At 69.7% G+C, this 19,668-nt stretch carries 15 protein-coding genes and 3 pseudogenes; 11 read left to right on the top strand and 7 right to left on the bottom strand.

Annotated elements, in window-relative coordinates; translation table 11 throughout:
- Positions 1-14: 14 nt before the first annotated feature.
- On the bottom strand, positions 15-1,067 hold the full coding sequence (locus RKD20_RS16525; protein WP_424878397.1) for a hypothetical protein: 1,053 nt from the start codon (positions 1,065-1,067) through the stop codon (positions 15-17).
- A gap of 272 nt (positions 1,068-1,339) precedes the next feature.
- On the opposite strand from RKD20_RS16525, the gene RKD20_RS16520 reads away from it, so the two are divergent.
- The 4 genes from RKD20_RS16520 to RKD20_RS16505 all read left to right on the top strand — a co-directional run bounded on the left by RKD20_RS16520 (position 1,340) and on the right by RKD20_RS16505 (position 8,488).
- Positions 1,340-2,803: an ABC transporter permease gene (locus tag RKD20_RS16520; protein WP_424878396.1), complete on the top strand. Its 1,464-nt coding sequence runs from the start codon at positions 1,340-1,342 to the stop codon at positions 2,801-2,803.
- A gap of 493 nt (positions 2,804-3,296) precedes the next feature.
- A complete protein-coding gene (locus tag RKD20_RS16515; protein WP_020118486.1) occupies positions 3,297-3,980 on the top strand; it encodes an ABC transporter ATP-binding protein in 684 nt (227 codons plus the stop codon).
- Positions 3,981-4,190: 210 nt separating this feature from the next.
- Positions 4,191-7,511 (top strand): S8 family peptidase, encoded by a 3,321-nt coding sequence (locus RKD20_RS16510; protein ID WP_424883233.1) that lies wholly within the window; start codon positions 4,191-4,193, stop codon positions 7,509-7,511.
- 206 nt (positions 7,512-7,717) lie between these two features.
- Complete coding sequence (locus RKD20_RS16505; protein ID WP_424878395.1) at positions 7,718-8,488, top strand: group II truncated hemoglobin; 771 nt, start codon at positions 7,718-7,720, stop codon at positions 8,486-8,488.
- A gap of 12 nt (positions 8,489-8,500) precedes the next feature.
- Here the strand turns inward: RKD20_RS16505 and RKD20_RS16500 are convergent, their stop codons facing one another.
- Positions 8,501-9,403, bottom strand: a complete 903-nt coding sequence (locus RKD20_RS16500; RefSeq protein ID WP_424878394.1) for a helix-turn-helix domain-containing protein — start codon at positions 9,401-9,403, stop codon at positions 8,501-8,503.
- 180 nt (positions 9,404-9,583) lie between these two features.
- Here RKD20_RS16500 and RKD20_RS16495 point away from each other — a divergent pair, with 180 nt between their 5' ends.
- Complete coding sequence (locus RKD20_RS16495) at positions 9,584-10,624, top strand: NAD(P)-dependent alcohol dehydrogenase (protein ID WP_424878393.1); 1,041 nt, start codon at positions 9,584-9,586, stop codon at positions 10,622-10,624.
- 73 nt (positions 10,625-10,697) lie between these two features.
- On the opposite strand, the gene RKD20_RS16490 is transcribed toward RKD20_RS16495, so the two are convergent.
- A complete protein-coding gene (locus RKD20_RS16490; RefSeq protein WP_424883232.1) occupies positions 10,698-11,768 on the bottom strand; it encodes a FecCD family ABC transporter permease in 1,071 nt (356 codons plus the stop codon).
- Between the two features lie 50 nt (positions 11,769-11,818).
- A pseudogene (locus RKD20_RS16485) lies at positions 11,819-12,064 on the bottom strand (iron chelate uptake ABC transporter family permease subunit); the annotation flags it as partial.
- A 218-nt stretch (positions 12,065-12,282) separates the two neighbouring features.
- Here RKD20_RS16485 and RKD20_RS16480 point away from each other — a divergent pair.
- The gene (locus RKD20_RS16480; RefSeq protein WP_424878392.1) at positions 12,283-12,666 is read left to right on the top strand and encodes a VOC family protein; all 384 of its coding nucleotides are present in this window, start codon (positions 12,283-12,285) and stop codon (positions 12,664-12,666) included.
- A gap of 99 nt (positions 12,667-12,765) precedes the next feature.
- Here the strand turns inward: RKD20_RS16480 and RKD20_RS16475 are convergent, their stop codons facing one another.
- The gene (locus RKD20_RS16475; RefSeq protein WP_424878391.1) at positions 12,766-13,686 is read right to left on the bottom strand and encodes a DUF5829 family protein; all 921 of its coding nucleotides are present in this window, start codon (positions 13,684-13,686) and stop codon (positions 12,766-12,768) included.
- 282 nt (positions 13,687-13,968) lie between these two features.
- Here RKD20_RS16475 and msrA point away from each other — a divergent pair, with 282 nt between their 5' ends.
- The 3 genes and pseudogenes from msrA to RKD20_RS16460 all read left to right on the top strand — a co-directional run bounded on the left by msrA (position 13,969) and on the right by RKD20_RS16460 (position 16,217).
- Complete coding sequence (gene msrA / locus RKD20_RS16470; protein ID WP_424878390.1) at positions 13,969-14,481, top strand: peptide-methionine (S)-S-oxide reductase MsrA; 513 nt, start codon at positions 13,969-13,971, stop codon at positions 14,479-14,481.
- Positions 14,482-14,687: 206 nt separating this feature from the next.
- A pseudogene (locus RKD20_RS16465) lies at positions 14,688-15,369 on the top strand (helix-turn-helix transcriptional regulator).
- A gap of 326 nt (positions 15,370-15,695) precedes the next feature.
- Complete coding sequence (locus RKD20_RS16460) at positions 15,696-16,217, top strand: hypothetical protein (RefSeq protein WP_424878389.1); 522 nt, start codon at positions 15,696-15,698, stop codon at positions 16,215-16,217.
- A 72-nt stretch (positions 16,218-16,289) separates the two neighbouring features.
- On the opposite strand, the gene RKD20_RS16455 is transcribed toward RKD20_RS16460, so the two are convergent.
- Positions 16,290-16,598 (bottom strand): hypothetical protein, encoded by a 309-nt coding sequence (locus tag RKD20_RS16455; RefSeq protein WP_424878388.1) that lies wholly within the window; start codon positions 16,596-16,598, stop codon positions 16,290-16,292.
- Between the two features lie 130 nt (positions 16,599-16,728).
- Between RKD20_RS16455 and RKD20_RS16450 the strand changes: the two genes are divergently transcribed.
- Both RKD20_RS16450 and RKD20_RS16445 read left to right on the top strand, forming a co-directional pair.
- Entirely contained in the window at positions 16,729-17,322 is a 594-nt protein-coding gene (locus RKD20_RS16450) for a DUF4291 domain-containing protein (protein WP_424878387.1), read from the top strand.
- A 138-nt stretch (positions 17,323-17,460) separates the two neighbouring features.
- Positions 17,461-17,910 (top strand): annotated as a pseudogene (locus RKD20_RS16445) (DUF3885 domain-containing protein); the annotation flags it as partial.
- 556 nt (positions 17,911-18,466) lie between these two features.
- On the opposite strand, the gene RKD20_RS16440 reads toward RKD20_RS16445, so the two are convergent.
- Complete coding sequence (locus RKD20_RS16440) at positions 18,467-19,585, bottom strand: hypothetical protein (RefSeq protein WP_424878386.1); 1,119 nt, start codon at positions 19,583-19,585, stop codon at positions 18,467-18,469.
- Positions 19,586-19,668: the final 83 nt, after the last annotated feature.

The raw sequence follows: 19,668 nt of genomic DNA, 5'->3' as shown, positions 1-19,668 counted from the left end.
GCCTCTCGGCCTGTTCAGGACTTCCGCTTCACCCGGGCCGCCACACGCGCCACCCGGCTCTTCACGGGCGCGGCGCCCGGGAGCGGGGGCGGAGGCTTGCGCGGGGGCTGGACGGCGTCCTCGTCCGGCGCGCGACCAGGTGACCTGACGTCCAGAAGGGCCCGTCCCTGCCGGTCGATGGCCTGCATCACGGTCTCCTGGAGCACGCCGAAGGCCGCGGCCCACATGAGTATCTGGGTGGACGTGTCGAGTGCGGTGAGCCCGGGGAAGAAACGGCCGCTGAGGAAGATGATGCCGACGACAGCGGTCAACGCGCCCACGGGCAGTCGCAGGAGCAGCAGGCTCGTGGCCACGTAGTAGGGGCCGGCGGTGCCCCGTACCTTGCGCAGCGCGACCGCTCCGGCGAGGGCGGCGCCGAGCATTCCCATGAACTCGATGAGCCATACACCTTCCCGGTTCGCCTTGTTCTTGCCGAACGGGCAGATGGTCGGTTCCTTGCCGAGGACGTCAGGATTCTCGGGGAAGGAGAAGTTCGTCCCGATGGCCTTTGACTGGAGGAATGCCCATATCGCGAACCCGATGGCGATCAGGGCCATCATGACGGTCGCCGCGCAGACGATGTGCATGAAGCTCCGCACCTTCGCCCACTCCGCCTCTTCGGCCTGGTAGGCCGCGTGCAGCGTGCTGACGAGCAACTGACGGTCGGGTGCTCCGATCCGCGCGTCCTGGTAGGCGAACACCGTCTCCAGCTGCTGAAGCCGCAAGTCCTGCGGATCGAGGTGCAGACGTGCCTGCACGAGCACGGTGAGCCCGCTCCAGCGCAGATCGGCCTGCGGAACGATGCGCAGGATCGCCACCTCGGCCTCGTGCGTGTTCGCCAGCGCGCCGTCGGCGTGCCCGCCCGCGAAGCGCCGGAAGGCCCGAGCCGGCCACCGCTCCTTCCCTCGCAGCGCTGCCCGCGCAGCTTGCAGGTGCCTCTCCGCGTTTTCGGCGACTACGAGATCGCCGGGATTCTGCTCGGCGACCTCGTACTTCAGTTTGGTGACCTGTCCTTGCAGGTCCGCCACGTGAGCGGACAGTCGTTTGGACCACGAGGAGCCGGGGAGTCGGTCGCGGTCAGGGATCCGGCAAGGGGTACTTGGCCATTCGGGCTCCGAGCGGTGATGGATCACCTCTCTCTCATTGAAGCTCCGCCCCGGTGTTCTCGCTCGTCGGAGCCGGGCCCGCGTCCCGCCTTGACAGGTGTGTGAGGGCTCGCCCCTGGCTTCCGTACAGCCTTCTCATGCAGCTCTTATTCGGGGCTTATGGAGTCATCACGCGCCGTACCTAGCTTGCGGCCATGTTCTTCACCTACCTGAGGCGCGAACTGCGCCGCCGCAGAAAGGCGGCCCTCGTCGTCGCCTCCGGGCTCGCGCTGGGGATCGCGCTGGTCATCGTGGTCAGTTCCGTGTCGTCCGGCATGGGAAAGGCCCAGGACAAGGTCCTCCAGTCGCTCTACGGACTGGGCACCGACATGACGGTCACCAAGGCCGCCCAGCCGCAGGCCAGTTCCTCGGACCGGCCGCGCTTCCGGTTCGACGCGCAGGACAACGGGTCCGACGCGGAGCAGAGCAGCGACCGGGTGCTGGTGCAGGGGTTCCAGACCCTGTCCGCCGCCACGGTCACCAAGGTCGACGGGCAGACCGGCGTCTCGGACGCGGTCGGCGGGCTGAGCCTCCAGGTCATCAAGATCAACGGCCAGTTCACGCGCGGCCAGTTCCAGCAGAACGGCAGCGGGGGCGGTGAAGGCGGCTTCGGCAGGAACGGCGGCGCCACCGGCCAGCCCCAGGGCGAAGTGCAGGGTGGCGGCGCCAACTTCGACGTCAACAACTACTCCGTCTTCGGCACCGACGTCACCAAGACGGCCCTCGGCCCGCTGACCTCCTCCAAGATCACCAGCGGCCGTACGTTCACGTCGACCGAGACGGACGCCAAGGTCGCCGTCGTCGACTCCGCGTACGCCAAGGAGAAGAAGCTCAAGGTCGGTTCCACCGTCACCATCAAGAGCGTCAAGTTCAAGGTGATCGGCGTCGCCACCGCGGACAGCGGGGACGCGGCCGCCAACATCTACGTCCCGCTCACCCAGGCGCAGACCCTCAGCGACTCGAAGAACAAGGTCACCACGATCTACGTCAAGGCGACCGACTCCCAGAAGATCGACTCCGTCAAGTCGGCGATCCAGAAGAACATCTCGGGTACGACGGTGACGACCTCGGCGGATCTCGCGGACACGGTGTCGGGGTCGCTGTCGACGGCCTCGTCCCTCGCGACGAATGTCGGCAAGTGGCTGTCGATCGCGGTGCTGGTGGCCGCGTTCCTGGTGGCCGGTCTGCTGACTTCTTCCGCTGTCTCGCGCCGGGTGCGGGAGTTCGGCACGCTCAAGGCGCTGGGCTGGAAGTCGGGGCGGGTGACCCGGCAGGTCGTCGGCGAGGCGATGGTCAACGGGCTGCTCGGCGGGGCGCTGGGAATCGCGCTCGGTCTCGCGGGGGCGTACGTCGTGACGGCCATCAGCCCCACCCTGCAGGCGCAGTTGGGCGGTGGCGGCGGCGGTGGTGCGGGCGGTCCCGGCGGTGGGGGCTTCGGGGGCCCCGGCCGACAGGTGGCCGCCAAGACCCTGGACGTGGCCCTGACGGCCCCGGTGAGTCTGACGACGGTCTCGATCGCGGTGGGTCTGGCGGTCGCGGGCGGTCTCATCGCGGGAGCGTTCGGCGGCTGGCGCGCGTCGCGACTGCGACCGGCGGACGCGTTGCGCCGAGTCGAGTAGCGGGCGTCGGCTGTGGCCTCCGGCCGGCCGGGGAGGGTGCCGCACGCGGCCGCCGGGCGGGGTCGCCGCGCCCACCCGAGCCGTCCCGAGCGGCGCGGCTTCCCACAGCTACGGGCGGGGGATGCCTGCCTGCCGCTGGGTGGGCGCCGTCCCGGCGGGGCCGCGGACTGCTCGTGGTGGCGTGTGGTGGGTGGAACGCCTGCTGCGGCGGGATGGCTGCCTGCGGTCGCGCGGGTTCTGCCGCACCGGGGCCGAGTGCTCGTGGTGGCGCGTGGTGGGTGGAACGCCTGTTGTGGCGGGACGGCTGTCCGTTGCCACGCGGGTTCTGCCGCACCACAGCCCCACGCCGCCGGTCCCGCATACGAGCGGCGTGACCGCGCCCACTCCAGGGGCGCGGGGAACTGCGCGACCAGCCCCCACCGACCCGCGGCCGACCACAACCCGCACCACCCCGAACCCCGCCACCCCGAACCCACCACCCCAGGAGCTCACCATGTACGAACTCAGAAGCGTCACCAAGCGCTACTCCCGAGGCAAGGACACCGTCGACGCGCTCGCCGGTGTGGACCTCACCATCGCCGACGGGGACCGCCTCGTCATCCAGGGCCCCACCGGCGGCGGCAAGTCCACCCTCCTCCAGATGCTCGGCGCACTGGACAAGCCCACGGAGGGCGAAGTCGTCCTGGACGGCACCGACTTGGCCAAGCTGTCGGAGGCCAGGCTGACCAGGGTCCGCAGCGAGAACATCGGCTTCGTCTTCCAGTCCTTCAACCTCATCCCCACCCTCACCGCCCAGGAGAACGTCGAGACCGCCCTCGTACCCCTCGGTGTGAAGGCGAAGGAGCGGCGGGAGCGGGCGGCCGAGGCCCTCACCTCCGTCGGGCTCGGGGAGCGGTTGCGGCATCTGCCCTCCGAGTTGTCCGGCGGACAGCAGCAGCGCGTCGCCATCGCCCGGGCCCTCGTCAAGGAGCCGAAGGTGCTCCTCGCCGACGAACCCACCGGCAACCTCGACGAGTCGATGCGCGACGAGATCATGGACGTACTCGAACGCATGTGGAAGGAGCTGGGGTTGACCTTCATCATGGTCACCCACGACTCCGCCATCGCGAAGAAGGCCCCCCGCCTCGCCACGATCCGCAAGGGCAGGATCACGGTGAAGGAGAACGCCGCCTCCTGAAAGAGTGAATGCGAGCAGCCGCAACTCCCCCTGAATCCGGCAGTCTTGTAACAGACATTGCTGTGGGGGAGTTGTCTATTGAGGTCGTGATCACCCCTCGGCATACTGCGAGAGCCGGGGGGCGCACGTATACGCGTGCGACTGTCCCCCCGCCCGGGTGAACGGGGAATTCACCTGGTCCTTCTGCAAGGGGGAAACTTGCGCAGACAAGTGAAAAAGGCATGCGCGGCCACGATCGCCACGGCGGCCGCGGTAGCGCTCGCGGCGGGCATGACCAGCCCGGCGTCGGCGGATGCGCAGCAGACCGCGAGTGTCTCGCAGTCGAACAAGGCGCAGCTCACGCCCAAGCACCGCATCACTCTGATCACCGGTGACCGCGTCGTCGTGGACGCCAAGGGCCGCGTTGTCGGCCTGGAGCCCGCGAAGGGCCGCGAGCACATACCGGTGCAGCTCCGCAAGGCCGACGGCCACACCTATGTGCTGCCGTCCGACGTCGTCCGCCTGGTGTCGAGCGGCAAGCTCGACCAGCGGCTGTTCGACGTCACCGAGCTCAACAAGGCCGCCACCCGCAAGTCCCAGAGCAAGGGACTGAAGGTGATCGTCGGCTACAAGGGCGCGGCGAGCGCGGCCAAGAACGACGTCCGGGACGCGGGCACCCTCCGCCACGCCCTGTCCTCCCTGAACGCCGACGCGGTGCAGACGCCGAAGGAGGACGCGCCCGAGCTGTGGGACGCGGTCACCAACGGCGACAAGACCGCCTCCGGCATCGCGCACGTCTGGCTCGACGGCGTCCGCAAGGCCAGCCTCGACAAGTCCGTGCCGCAGATCGGCGCGCCGACCGCCTGGGCCAAGGGCTTCGACGGCAAGGGCGTCAAGATCGCCGTCCTGGACACCGGTATCGACGCGACCCACCCGGACCTCAAGGACCAGGTGATCGCGGCGAAGAACTTCTCCACCTCCGCCGACGCGACCGACAAGTTCGGCCACGGCACCCACGTCGCCTCCATCGCGGCCGGTACCGGCGCGAAGTCCGGCGGCAAGTACAAGGGCGTGGCCCCCGGCGCCAAGCTGCTCAACGGCAAGGTGCTCAGCGACGACGGCTACGGCGACGACTCGCAGATCCTGGCCGGCATGGAGTGGGCCGCCGAGCAGGGTGCCAACGTCGTCAACCTGAGTCTGGGCGGCGGCGACACCCCGGAGATCGACCCGCTGGAAGCCGAGGTCAACAAGCTCTCGGAGACCAAGGGCATCCTGTTCGCCATCGCCGCCGGCAACGAGGGCGACTTCGGCGACCAGACCATCGGCTCCCCGGGCAGCGCCGCCTCCGCCCTGACCGTCGGCGCGGTCGACGACAAGGACAAGCTGGCCTCCTTCTCCAGCACCGGCCCCGGCCTCGACGGGCAGATCAAGCCCGATGTGACCGCGCCGGGTGTGGACATCACCGCGGCGGCCGCTCCCGGCAGCCTCATCGACAAGGAGGTCGGCGAGAAGCCCGCCGGCTACCTGACCATCTCCGGTACGTCGATGGCGACCCCGCATGTCGCGGGCGCGGCGGCGATCCTCAAGCAGGAGCACCCGGACTGGGGCTACGCCGAGCTGAAGGGCGCCCTCACGGGCTCCGCCAAGGGCGGCAAGTACACGCCGTTCCAGCAGGGTTCGGGCCGTATCCAGGTCGACAAGGCCATCACGCAGTCCGTGATCGCCGACCCGGTGTCGGTGAGCTTCGGCACGCAGCTGTGGCCGCACACCGACGACAAGCCGGTCACCAAGCAGGTGACGTACCGCAACCTCGGTACGAAGGACGTCACGCTGAAGCTGTCGTCGACGGCCACCAACCCGAAGGGGCAGGCCGCTCCGGCCGGCTTCTTCAAGCTGGGCGCCACCACGGTGACGGTCCCGGCGGGCGGCAAGGCCTCCGTCGACGTCATCGTCAACACCAAGCTGGGCGGCACGCTCGACGGCGCGTACTCCGCGTACGTGACGGCGACGGGCGGCGGCCAGACCGTCCGCACGGCGGCGGCGGTGCAGCGGGAGGTCGAGTCGTACGACGTCACGCTGAACGTCCTCGACCGTGACGGCAAGCCGGCCAAGACCTACAGCACGGACCTGTCCGGCATCTCCGGCCTCGCCAACGGCAAGTTCTTCTCGCCGTACGAGGAGGACGGCTCGGTCACCGTCCGCGTGCCCAAGGGCGGTTACATCCTCAACTCCACGTACTTCGTGGACCCGGAGGACACCACCAAGGGCACCGACTGGATGGTCCAGCCGAAGCTGAACGTCACGAAGAACACGACGATCACGCTGGACGCGCGCAAGGCCAAGCCGGTCGACATCACCGTGCCGGACACGGCAGCCAAGTCGACGTTCGCCGCGCCCGGCTTCCAGGTCGACACGGCCGACGGCGGTTTCGGCTACGGCTGGTTCCTGGACTCGTACGCGGGCTTCCGTACCGCGCACTTCGGCCCGCAGGTGACGGACGGTTCGCTCACCGAGCAGTTCGACGGCCACTGGAGCAAGGGCACCACCGAGCAGTACGACACCGTCGCCGGCAGCAAGGTCAAGCAGTTCGCCACCGGTTACACCAAGCACTACAAGGCGAGCGAGCTGGCCACGGTCAAGGTCGCCATGGGCGCCGCGGCCAGCGGCAAGAAGGGCTCCATCAACGCCGTGGGCTGGCTGCCCGGCTCCTTCTCCGGCTCCTCGACGGCGATCCCGCAGACCCTGCCGAGCACACGCACCCTGCACCTGTCCACCACCAGCGGCGTCAAGTGGGGCATGGACTTCGAGCAGGACAGCGGTGTCGACCCGGACGGCTTCCCGATCGCCGACGCGTACTACACGCTCGGTGCCGCGCAGTCCTTCCAGGGCGGCAAGTCCTACGCGAAGACCTTCAACACCGCCGTCTTCGGCCCGCATCTCAACGCCGACTTCGGTCTGTACCGCGACGGCAACGAGATCCTCGGCTCTCTCCCGCTGTTCGCGGACGGCAGTGGCCACGCCGGTTCCTCGGCGTTCACCTCGGTGACCACCACGCTGTACAAGAACGGCGTCAAGGTCGGCTCGAACGACGACCCGCTGTTCGGCGAGAAGACCTTCAAGGTCCCGGCCGGCCAGGCCAACTACAAGCTGACGACCTCGGTCAAGCGCAGTGTCAAGGTCGCGGCGGCCTCCACCCGGATCGACGCCAGCTGGACGTTCTCGTCGAAGAAGACGGCCGACTTCACCAAGCTGCCCGCCTCCATGGTCCGCTTCAACGCGACCACGGGTCTGGACAGCAGGGTCGAGGCCGGTAAGACGGTCAAGATCCCGTTGACCGTCGAGGGCTCCGCGAAGGGCTCCAACCTGAAGTCCCTCGCGGTGTACGTGTCGTACGACTACGGCCAGACCTGGAAGAAGGTCACGGTCTCGGGCGGCAAGATCACCGTGAAGAACCCGGCGAAGGGGAAGGCCATCTCCTTCCACGCCAAGATCGCCGACAAGAAGGGCAACAAGTCGACGATCTCGATCTACAACGCGTACTACGGGAAGTGACCTGTAGGAAGCGGTAGTCGCAGGGCCCGCCGGAAGCACACCGCTTCCGGCGGGCCTTTCGCTTGCGTCCGCCGGCCGTCCCGGGCCGCGGTTTCTCCGGACTGCGTACCGCCCGGATGCGGGTGACCCGGTCCTCCGACTGAGCCGACAGCGAACTCCGGGGTGGAGGGGGAGCTTCCGGCGGAGGTCCGTGTTTGTGTGAGGGCATGACCACAGAAACCGTCGAGTACATCCGCTACCGCATCCCGGAAGACCGCTCGGCGGAGTTCCTGTCCGCCTACACCCACGCCTCGGTCCAGCTGGCGGCGGCCCCGCAGTGCGTCGACTTCGAACTGGCGCGGTGCGAGGAGGACTTCGAGCACTTCGTCCTGCGCATCACCTGGACCTCCACCGAGGACCATCTGGAGGGCTTCCGCAAGTCCGAGCTGTTCCCGGACTTCCTCGCCGAGATCCGGCCGTACATCGAGAACATCGAGGAGATGCGCCACTACAAACCGACGACGGTCCGCGGCCGGGGCGCCGCCGTGCCCACCCTGTTCGCGTGGGCGGGCGGCGCGGAGGCCTTCGGCCGGCTGACCACGGTGTTCTACGAGAAGGTCCTGGCCGACGACCTCCTGGCCCCGGTCTTCGCGGGCCTGGCCCCCGAGCACGCCGAGCATGTCGCCCTGTGGCTCGCGGAGGTCTTCGGCGGCCCGACCGCCTACTCGGAGACCCAGGGCGGCCACGGCCACATGGTCGCCAAGCACCTCGGCCGCGACATCACCGAGCAGCAGCGCCGCCGCTGGGTGAACCTCATCCAGGACGCCGCCGACGAGGCCGGGCTGCCCACCGACGCGGAGTTCCGCTCGGCGTTCCTCGCCTACGTGGAGTGGGGCACCCGGCTCGCGGTCCACTTCTCGGGACCGGACGCCAAGCCGCCCGCGGAGCAGCCGGTGCCGCAGTGGAACTGGGGCGCGGCACCGCCGTACCAGGGCTGAGCGGGCGCCGGGTCAGGGGCGCGCGGACTCACCCGCGCGGGTGGCGTCCGCGCCCCAGCTCGCCAGCAGCCGCAGGGCGTCGGCGGACGGCGAGCCCGGCTCCGCGTGGTAGGTGATCAGGACCTGCTCGGTGCCGTCGGACAGCGGGAACGACTCGTAGTGCAGGGTCAGTTCGCCGACCAGCGGATGACGCAGGTGCTTGGCGCCGTAGCTCTTCTCCTTGACGTCGTGCATGGCCCACAGACGCCTGAACTCCTCGCTCTTCACCGAGAGCTCCCCGACGAGGGCGGCCAGACGGGGGTCGTCGGGATGGCAGCCCGCGTCCATGCGGAGGTAGCTGACCACGTCACTGGCCTTCTGGTCCCACGGCACGAACAGGTCCTGGTACTCCGGCCGCAGGAAGATCAGCCGCGCCCAGTTCCGCTCCCGCGCCGGCAGCTCCGCCCAGTCCCCGAAGACCGCCGCCGCCATCCGGTTCCAGGCGACGATGTCCGACCGGCGCCCCGTGACGTACGCCGGGACCTCGATGGAGTCCAGCAGGTGCCTGATCGCCCCGCGCACCTGCTCGGTGCGCGCGGTGGTCTTCTTCTTGTGCTCCTTCGGCTTCGCCAGATGCGTCAGGTGCGCGTGCTCGGCGTCGGTGAGCCGCAGGGCACGGGCGATCGAGTCGAGGACCTCCGCCGAGACGTTCCGCCCGTTGCCCTGCTCCAGGCGGGTGTAGTACGCCACGGAGACGCCCGCCAGCTGGGCCAGCTCCTCGCGGCGCAATCCCGGCACCCTGCGGTGCCGCCCGAAGTCCGGCAGCCCCACGTCCTCCGGCCTCAGCCGGGCCCGCCGGGTGCGCAGGAACTCGCTGAGCTCGGCACGCCGGTCCAGTGAGCGCCTTCCGGGCAGTTCCTCGGCCATCTCGTCCATACGTCAAGTATTCACGGTCGTACGCTCACCATCCTGTCCCCGTCAGTAGTAGGACCAGCGAACGTACGCAAAGCGGTGACCTGGGTGGATCGTGATGTGTGGGGCACTCTGGAGAACGTGCCCGGACGGATGGACAGAAGGCAGCCGGGCACGCACCCCCTCGCTAGGAGAAACCCCGGCATGACCACTGTCGCCGCATACGCCGCCCCCGCCGCGAAGGCTCCCCTGGAGCGCACCACCATCAAGCGCCGGGCGGTCCGTGAGCACGACGTCCTGATCGACATCAAGTTCGCCGGCATCTGCCACTCCGACATCCACCAGGCCCGTGAGGGCTGGGGCGAGGCCATCTTCCCGATGGTCCCGGGCCACGAGATCGCCGGCATCGTCTCCGAGGTCGGCCCCGGCGTCACCAAGTACAAGGTCGGCGACCGCGTCGGCGTCGGCTGCATGGTCGACTCGTGCGGTGAGTGCGAGAACTGCAAGGCCGGCATCGAGCAGCACTGCGTCCGGGGCAACGTCCCCACGTACAACGGCCTCGGCAAGGACGGCGAGCCCACCTACGGCGGCTACTCCGAGAAGGTCGTCGTCGACGAGAACTACGTCGTCCGCATTCCCGAGGGCCTGTCCCTCGACGAGGCCGCCCCGCTGCTGTGCGCCGGCATCACCACCTACTCCCCGCTGAAGAGGTGGGGCGCCGGCCCCGGCAAGAAGGTCGCCGTGATCGGCCTGGGCGGCCTCGGCCACATGGGCGTCAAGATCGCGCACGCGCTGGGTGCCGAGGTCACCGTCCTGTCGCAGTCCCTGCGCAAGAAGGACGACGGCCTGAAGCTGGGCGCCGACCACTACTACGCGACCAGCGACGAGAACACCTTCACGGAGCTGGCAGGCTCCTTCGACCTCATCCTCTCCACGGTCTCCGCGCCGCTCGACTTCGGCGCCTACCTGAGCCTCCTCAAGGCGAACGGCGCCCTCGTGAACGTCGGCGCCCCCGAGGAGCCGATCGCCCTGAACCTCTTCTCCCTCATCGGCGGCAGCAAGATTCTCGCCGGTTCGGCGATCGGCGGCATCGCCGAGACCCAGGAGATGCTGGACTTCTGCGCCGAGCACGGCATCGGCGCCGAGATCGAGCTGATCGCCGCGTCGGAGATCAACGAGGCGTACGAGCGGGTCGTCAACAGCGATGTCCGCTACCGGTTCGTGATCGACACGGCGACGATCTGACACCCGTAATTCGCAGGAAGGGCCCCGGTTCCGTACCGGGGCCCTTCGGCGCACGGCCCTCCTGGCAGGCGGTTCACCGTACGGCGCTCCGCCGACCCAGCAACCACAGCAGATACGGCCCCCCGACCAGCGAGGTCAGCGCCCCGACCGGGATCTCCAGCGGCGGCAGCAGCGTCCGCGCGACGAGATCGGCGGCCACCAGGACCAGGGCGCCGGTCAGAGCCGAGCACAGCAGCGGCAGCTGGGGCGTGCGGGTCAGCAGCCGGGCCAGCTGCGGCGAGGTCAGCGCGACGAACCCGATCGGTCCTGCGGCCCCGGTGGCGGTCGCGGCGAGCACCACCCCGAGCACGGTCAGGCCGAGCCGCACCCGGTCCACCCGTACGCCCAGCGCGGCAGCGGTGTCCGGGTCGAGCCCGAGCGGCCGCGCGGCCCTGGCCGCCCACACCAGGGCGGGCAGAGCCGGCAGGAGTACGACGCCCAGGGGCCCGGCCTGCTCCCAGCCGCGCCCGTTGAGACTCCCCGTCAGCCACAGCTTCACCTGCTCGGCGGCTTCCAGCTCGGAGTCGGCGAGATACAGCTGCACGACGGCGGACAGGGCGACCCCGATCCCGACGCCGACGAGCACGAACCGGCCGGCCTGCATACCGCGCCGCCAGGCGAGCACGTGTACGAGGGCGGCGGCGCCGAGACCTCCGGCGACGGAGACGGCCGGCATGGCGGCGGGCGAGCCGACCGTCCCCGTGGCGAGAGCGAGCACGGTGGCGGCCGCCGCCCCGTGTCCGACCCCGATCACGTCGGGACTGGCGAGCGGATTGCGGGTGACGGTCTGCACCAGCGCCCCGGCCGCCCCGAGCGCGGCCCCGACGAGGGCGCCGAGCACGATCCGGGGGACGCGCAGCTCATTGACGACGAGATCGTACGGCCCGGCTCCGGTACGGAGGGTGCGCCAGACCTCGGCGGGGGAGACGTAGGTCTGCCCGAGGCAGGCCGAGACGGCCATGACGGCGAGGAGGAGCGCGAGCAGGCCGAGGGCCACGCCGACGGAGCGACGGTGGACGAGGAAGGAGAGGCGGGGGTGCGGGCGCAGGACGGCAGCCGTCGTCCGGCGGACACGGCTCGCCGGATGCTGGTCGCGCAGGACCACGCCCCCGCGCCGACGCACATCCGTGGGCGCGCCGGCACGCCGAGCCCCCTTCACGAGACGGCCCCCCGACGCCGTACGAGAAACACCAGCACCGGCACCCCCACCAGCGCGGTCATCACTCCGGCCGGCACCTCCGCGGGGGCCCGCACCACCCGGCCCGCCACATCCGCCCCGACCAACAACGCGGCACCGAGCAACGCGGACAGCGGCAGCACCGCCCGGTGGCCGCCCGACACGAGCCGCCTGGCCAGGTGCGGCACCGCGAGCCCGACGAACGCGATGGGCCCCGACGCGGCCCCCAGCACCGGGTTTCGGTCGGCCTTCCCGGTCGTCCCGCCGGTGTCCGAGGACGAGCAGCCGGCGAGCAGCCCTCCGACGACGATCGAGGCCAGGACGGCCTGCACTGCTGCTGTACGCACGACTACTCCGGTGGTGCCGGGTTCTCGCTGATCCACTAAGGCAAGGCTTACCTTAACCGCTTGCGGAGTATGGTCGTGAGGAGGAGGCCTCCACGATGACCGTTCAGCTGAACCACACCATCGTCGCCGCACACGACAAGCACACCTCGGCCCGCTTCCTGGCCGACATCCTGGGCCTGAGCGTCAGCCCGCAGTACGGCCCCTTCGTCCCGGTCGCGATCCCCAACGGCGTGACCCTCGACTACGTGGACACGACCGACGAGATCACGCCACAGCACTACGCGTTCCTCGTCTCCGAGGACGACTTCGAAACGATCTTCGCCCGGATCCGGGAGGCGGGGCTGACGTACTGGGCGGACCCCTTCCACCACCGGCCCGGCGAGATCAACCGAAACGACGGAGGCCGGGGCGCGTACTTCGACGACCCGGGCGGCCACCGGCTGGAGATTCTGACGCGGCCGTACGGCAGTGGGCGCTGAGGTCTCTCGGGGCAGGGGGACGCGTGGGGGTGCGCCCCTCGTAGGGGGCGCACCCGCTGTCTGCTGCCCTCTGCCCTCTGCCCTCTGTCTGCTGTCCGGCTACCGGGTGCCGTTGGCTGCGAACGTCCACACGGCACGGCTGCCCGGGCCGACGGTGAGCGTCGAGTGACCGATCTGCTCCACGTGCCGGTCCTTCACAGGCCGGTTGAGCGACATCTCGACCCGCTGGAACCCGGCTTGCTCACGCGGGACGGAGTCGAACCGGATCGTGGTGCCGCCCCCCTGCGCGACGACACCACTGCCGGCCACGTTCTTGACGGCGAACCCGCCGGCCCGCAGCAGCGGCACGGTGTCGGCGAGGTCGCCCTCGGTGACCGCGATGCGGACGGAGGTCACGTCACGCATCAGGTGAGTGCCGTAGTCGTCGGACAGGACACGCTCCCGGCCGACGTCACCGGGGAAACTCGCGGGCTCGGTCTTGCCGCGGGGATCGGCGAAGTACTCCGGCCGGTACTCCATCGCCCAGGCCCCGAAGGCGTCGTACTCGGTGGCGGTGAGGATGGCGTCGAACCACGGCACGGGCACCCCGTCACCGAAGTCCCGGGTCTGGAGGAACTCGATGGGGTCGGCGACCCCCTCGCTCTTCAGGCGCTCGGTGACCGTCGCCAGGTCACCGTCCCGTTCGGTGGACAGGCCCAGCCCGGCCGAGCCGAGGGTGCCGTCCTGGCCCGCGATGTCCCCGACGCCGAACAGTTCGAGATAGGTCTCGCGGCCCATCAGGTAGCGGCCGGTCCAGGTCTGTCCGCCGGTGCCGGTCGTGGTGCGGACCTGGAAGTTGGCGAAGTCCCTCAGGTAGTCGGAGTGTTCGATGGCGTCGGCGGTCTCCCGGTCGAAGACCCCGTAGGAGTGGTTGTAGTACAGCAACTGCCGGTCGTTCGAGGACGGGTTCCCCTCGGCCTGTGCCGTCCCCACGGCACCCCCGAGCGCTCCGGTGAGGGCCAGAGCGAGTACGACGATCATCCGTAATGTCCGATGAATCAGCATGCAGGCGATCGTAGGGTGGGGAGGCGGCGGCCGCGGATCTTTTTCAACGGGGTCGAAATGCTTGACACGGCGCGTTCGGCGGGGGCGTCAATGGACTGGTTCCGGACGGGCTTCGGACGGACTCCGGTCGGGCGCGGAATCGCGGGAGGCCCTCCTCTGTTGAGGGGAATGGGCAAGGCGCGCCGGTGGTGTGCGAGCCGTGCGAGCCGAGCCGCCCCAATGACCGAGCTGAGCGATGACAGACATGGGAGGGCCGTGATGGCCGCGCAGACGCAGAGGGCCGTGCTGGCGGGCGGGTGCTTCTGGGGGATGGAGGACCTGGTCCGCCGCCTCCCGGGGGTGACGGCGACCCGGGTCGGATACACCGGTGGCGACGTGCCGAACGCGACGTACCGCAACCACGGAACGCACGCGGAGGCCATCGAGATCCTCTTCGATCCGGCGGCGACCGACTACCGCACGATCCTGGAGTTCTTCTTCCAGATCCACGACCCGAGCACCAAGAACCGCCAGGGCAACGACATCGGCCTCAGCTACCGTTCGGCGATCTACTACGTCGACGACGAGCAGAAGCGGATCGCCGAGGACACGATCGCGGACGTGGACGCCTCCGGACTCTGGCCGGGCAAGGTCGTCACCGAGGTGGAGCCGGTCGGTCCGTTCTGGGAGGCCGAGCCCGAGCATCAGGATTACCTCCAGCGTTACCCGGACGGCTACACCTGCCACTTCCCGCGCCCGGGCTGGCGTCTGCCGGCACGTGCGGAGGGCTGACGCCTGACGCCGGCCGTCTGTTGGCTGCCGTCTGCTGGCTGAAGCCTCCCTCCCCGGGCGTCACACACCTGGCGGGGGAGAAGCCGACAGCCCGGAGTTCGGAGTAGTCGGAGTGGAAGGCGTGCCACCACCGCTCGCCGGGCGGATCGCGGTGGGGCGTGCCGCTGCCGCGGGAGAGCAGGACGCGGTGGTGGGGCCAGGCCGTCATGGCCGAGCAGCCCGAGCAGTCCGAACCGTCCGGTCGGCGGCGTCGGCTGGGCGCCTTCCTCCGCCCCCGCAGGGAACGCCTCACTCCCGACGACGGCGGCTGCCCCGCACGGGCCGCCGCCGGACCCCGGGCCTGCGCCGGGAGGAACCGGCCCTGCTCGCCGGCATGAGCGCCACCTGGTACACGTACCTGGAGCAGGGCCGGACATCCGCGCATCCGAGCAGGTCCTGAACGCCCTCGCGGCGGCCCTGCGGCTCGACGCGCACGAGCGTGATCACCTGTGCCGCCTCGCGGGCCACCGACCGACGACACCCTGACCCGAGGAACCCGAGCCGCTCACCCCGGAAGCGGCAGCGGTCCCGCACCTGCTCCACCCGAACCAGGCGTGCGTCCCCTGGGTCTTCCTGGAGCCGATCGCCCGATCCGTCGTCCTCGACTGGGAATCCGAGGCCGGCGGGCTCCTCGCCCGCCCCCGCAGCCTCTCCAGCCGCCACCCCGACCACCCCCGCTGCATCCGCCTGGTCGGGGAGTTGCACGACGGCAGCCCTCAAGTACGGTCCTGGTGGCCGCAGTGCGACGTACCGGCCCGCCGCAGCGGCCGCAAACGCCTGCGCCACCCCCAGCACGGGCCGACCGACTACGCCTACACGGCCTTCCACCTGGCCGAACAGCGCGAGTAGACACTGATGGTCTACGTCAGCGACGTGTGACGCACGGGCGTCGGCGACCGGGCTGCCGCCGCGGGAACGCCCTTGTCCCGCTGAGCCGAATCGCTTGCCCACCTCCTGGCGCCATGGGCGGGGTCACCACCACTGACGCGCGTGACTGGACAGACAGGTTGTGAGCGAGGTGTCGCAGGTGAACCTCACGTATTCCTCAGGAAACGCGAGGAAGCCGTTAGCCCGTCCCCAGCACTGACATGATCGCATCGGTTGCTGGAACATGCCGAAGAACTGCAAGGGCAGCAACCCACCCTCCTCTGCACGCCGCCTCTGGAAGGACTGATATGCCGCGCTGGACCCGTGCAACAGGACTGAGCCTCCTGTGCGCTGCGATGGCCTTTCCCGCGGCCGCGTGCACAACAGATCATCCGGAAAGCAAGCAGGTTACGCAGCCGCGGCATTCCTCCTCGCCCAGCCCGGCAACGGCAAGCGCCGCGCCGAGCACCGCACAACCCTCGGTGCAGAAGCCGCCGGAGCTGGACGAGGGTGAGACTCTCGCCGGCCGCCAGGAAATGACCAACGGGAATGCCGGCATCGCCTACAGCAAGGGCGGGAAAGGCGACGCCCTCATTGTCGCGGTGAGCTGCCAGGGCGAAGGGAAGATCAAGGTTGTCGTGCGGTCCGTGCACGTCTCCTTCTCGCAGCCATGCGTCGCCGACAAGGTCAGCACCATCCAGAACCAGGTGGACCTGACAGGGGCGGACCGGGACGGCGTCGCCTCGGTCGAAGCACCTTCAGCCGTGCGTTGGTCCATGACCATCGGCCATGGCGCACCGGTACAGGAAGAGTCACCCGAGGACGGCTGAGAGGTTGTCAACGCGGCTTGATTTCCGAGGTCAAGCCGCGCTCACAAACCGCTTTCTGCCGGCGGCTCAGTCTCAGAGCAGGCTCTCGTCCCGGACGACCCAGCCCGCCCCCAGTTCCCGACGCAACTCTTCCAGAGTGCTGATTGCCCGCTGCTTGAACTGCCGGAGCTCCTCGCCGGACCACGGCGACGGATTGGGCGGACAATCCCGGTCGATCGACGACTGGTACCACTCGCTCAACCCGGCCGGCTCGGCCCTTGTCTCCGGCTTGATCGGGAGGCGTGCCAGGTCGCAGGGACAGCCGTACGGACTGGCCGGGTCCTCCGGCCACAGCGGGGTGTCCACGCCGGCCTCGAAGAAGAACCGTAGATAGTGGGTCATGCCGCACCCTCCCACAGACGGTGGGCCGTACGGGCGACTGCCTGCCGTTCGCTCCCGGCGTGCTCCGTCGGGTTGCGCAACGGTCGAAAACCGGTGGTCACCCGAGTCGGCCGAGGTCACGCTGTACGCCATGGAAGAACCGCACCGCAGGATCCGCGCGCTCCACACGGCATCCACGATCACCGTCTACCAGGCGTACTCCCCTGAGATCGGACTGCCCGCCATCCGAGACGGCCGCTTTCCCGCCGCGTGGAAGCCTGGCCGCATGACGTGGATCAAGCCCAGCTTCATGTGGATGATGTACCGCTCCGGCTGGGGCACGAAGGAGGGGCAGGAGACCGTCCTCGCCGTCGAGATCACTCGCGACGGCTTCGAGTGGGCGCTGCGCCATGCCTGCCTGGCGAGTTACGTCCGCGGACTGCACTCCGACCGCGGCGCCTGGCAGCGGGACCTCAAGCGCGCACCGGCCCGTGTCCAGTGGGATCCCGAACGGGATCTGGACCTGCGTCCCCTGCCGTACCGCTCGCTGCAGCTTGGGCTCTCGGGTGAGGCATCGTCGCGTTACGCGGACGAGTGGATCGTGTCCATCAGTGACGTGACTCCGCTCGCCAATGAGATGCACGCACTCGTCAAGGGCGGCGAACTGGACTCAGCTGCGCGACTGCTCCCCCGTGAGCAGGAGTACCCCGCCGGTGCAGAACTCTTGACTCACCTGTGCCCCTGACCGGCAATCCGATCACGACCGCCGGTACCGCCCACGGGCCACATGGCGGCAAGATCCGTGAACGCGGCTTGGTGAGCCAGGTCAAACCGCGTACGGCTTCGGCCAGGGAGGAATTCCGTCATCGACCCTGATCTCCTGGTGGCCTTGTGGAGGGAACGCCATCCGTCGGGCCCACCCGTCGCTCACACGTTTCGAACCAGGTACGCGGATCGCTGGGTGCGTTTCCACAGCCTTCCCGGCTCGAAGCGCTACCCGGAGTTCGAGGACGAGTACGCGATCGTGCTGGACCGGTACAACACGATCCTCGACGAGTTGTTCGCGGGCACGGACGTGTTTGTGGTGACCATGGACTGGTCGGACACACCGACCGGACCCGCGGGCTACCCGACACCGCGACAGATACTCCACCCCGACGGCATCCGCTGGTGGACGGAGTCGGAGCAGGACGACTCCGACCCGCAATTCCACACCCACACACGTCTGTACGCCGACCGCCGTCGGTGGAACCGAGGTTGCCTCGACGGGCTGTTGCGAGCCGTCGCGGATGAAGCGCTCGTCGAAGTCTTCGTTGCCGACACGGCACTGCAGCGCATCCACCATCCCTACGGCGGCGGAGCAGACGTCATCCTTGCCACGCCCCAGAGCGTGACTGTGTGCGCGACCAACACACAGACTGGCTTTCCAGCCACCCAACCGGCCTCTGAGCGCCGCGCCGCTCCGTCAGTACCAGCGGATGTGGCCAGCCGCGCCCTGGCCTGTGCGAGCGGCGTGGCGGAGAACGCGCAGTGGGCCGTCGACGACCAGGGCAGTGGCTTCCTCGGTCGCAGGCAGCTGGGCACGGACTTGCTCGGCGTCGAGCAGGAAGTCTCCGAACCAGCCCGGCAACCGCAGCACCGCGTCGGGACCGAGCGCATAGGCCAGAGCCGACCTTCCTCGGCATCGGGTGGGAACTGGTCCATGACGGCGTCGCGCAGAGCCTCCACGTGCTCGGGACGTGCCTCGGCACGGCGGCGACCTCACCCGCCCGACACTCCGCGACCGCCCCCTCGGCCCGAGACCGGCATCGAGAGCGGGTGTGCTCTGAAGCGCGCCCCCTCGCGGGAGACCGCACCCGCGAGCGACGGCCCCCGAAGAAATCACCGCGTCACTGCGTCAGCGTCGCCGGGCTGCCGCCGTTCGCCTCGTAGCCCGCCACTGCCAGCGCCCGGTATATCGCGAACTCCGCGGCCGGGTCGGCGGACAGGGTCCAGGGCAGGGCGCCGACGTGGCCGTCGATGTGCACGAGCTGGTTCATGGCCTCCGCCCAGCGCTCGCCGCGCACCAGGAAGAAGACCAGCAGATGGCGGACGTGGGCCAGCATCGGGTCGTCGGCGCGGGCCGAGTGCACGGCGTGCAGCGCGCCGTGCATGGCCTTGGTGACGACCTCGCTCTGGTAGAAACCGCTGACCAGATTGACCTCGGGCAGATGCTCGAAGACCGCGAACAACGGCATCGCGGCGAGCAGCGAGCCGTGCGGGGCCCGGGCGGCCGCCGCCTCCGCGAAGTCGTACGCCAGCTTCCGCGAGCCGTGCCACTTCTCGCACCAGTAGTGGAGCGCGGCCAGGTGCGCCCCCATGTGGTTCGGCGCGCGGTCCAGGATCTTCAGCCACAGCTGCTCGAACTCCGCCTGGGAATAGGCCAGTCCACGCGCGACCGAGAGCCCGACGAGGTACGGGACCGGATCGCCGGGAGCCAGCAGTGCCGCCTCGCCGCAGGCCGCCCTGGCTTCCTCCATGATGATCCGGAACTCGTCCGTGCCCGGGGTCGACGTCCGCCACGCCTGCTGCACCAGGAACTCCGCGTGCACCGCCGCGCCGCCCGCGTCCTTGGGCTGCTCGGCCCGCCACACCCGCAGCCACTGTCCGCCCGGCGCCTCGCTGACCCCGCCCGGCCGCTGCTGAAGCTCCAGCGAGGCGGCCCCGGCGAAGGCCTGCACGCGCTGCCAGCGCAGCTCGCCCTCCCGCTCAGTGCCCGCCAGGAGTTGGGCGGCGGCCTTGTAGTCCTGCGTGCGCTGCACCAGGTCCAGGACGTCCAGCAGGTCCTGGTCGGGGCCGGGCATGCGGATGTCCAGCTCCTCCTGCCGTACGAAGCCGTAGTCCGCCGGGTCCGCGGCGTCCGGGTGGCCCGCCGGGACCTGCTCGATCCCGCCCCGCCTGCGCCGCAGGAACGGAAGCAGGACGAAGCCCAGCAGGACCGCCGCCATCAGGACCCAGAGAATCTCCATGCCCCAAGAGTTCCAGACGCCGCCGACAATTGCCCAACCCGGTCCGCGCCCTGTGGAAAACTCCCCGGACCGGCGCGGACGCC

It is taken from the genome of Streptomyces sp. SLBN-8D4, from assembly GCF_049739545.1.
Taxonomy (GTDB): Bacteria; Actinomycetota; Actinomycetes; order Streptomycetales; family Streptomycetaceae; genus Streptomyces; species Streptomyces canus_C.
This window is presented reverse-complemented; position numbering and strand designations above follow the sequence as displayed.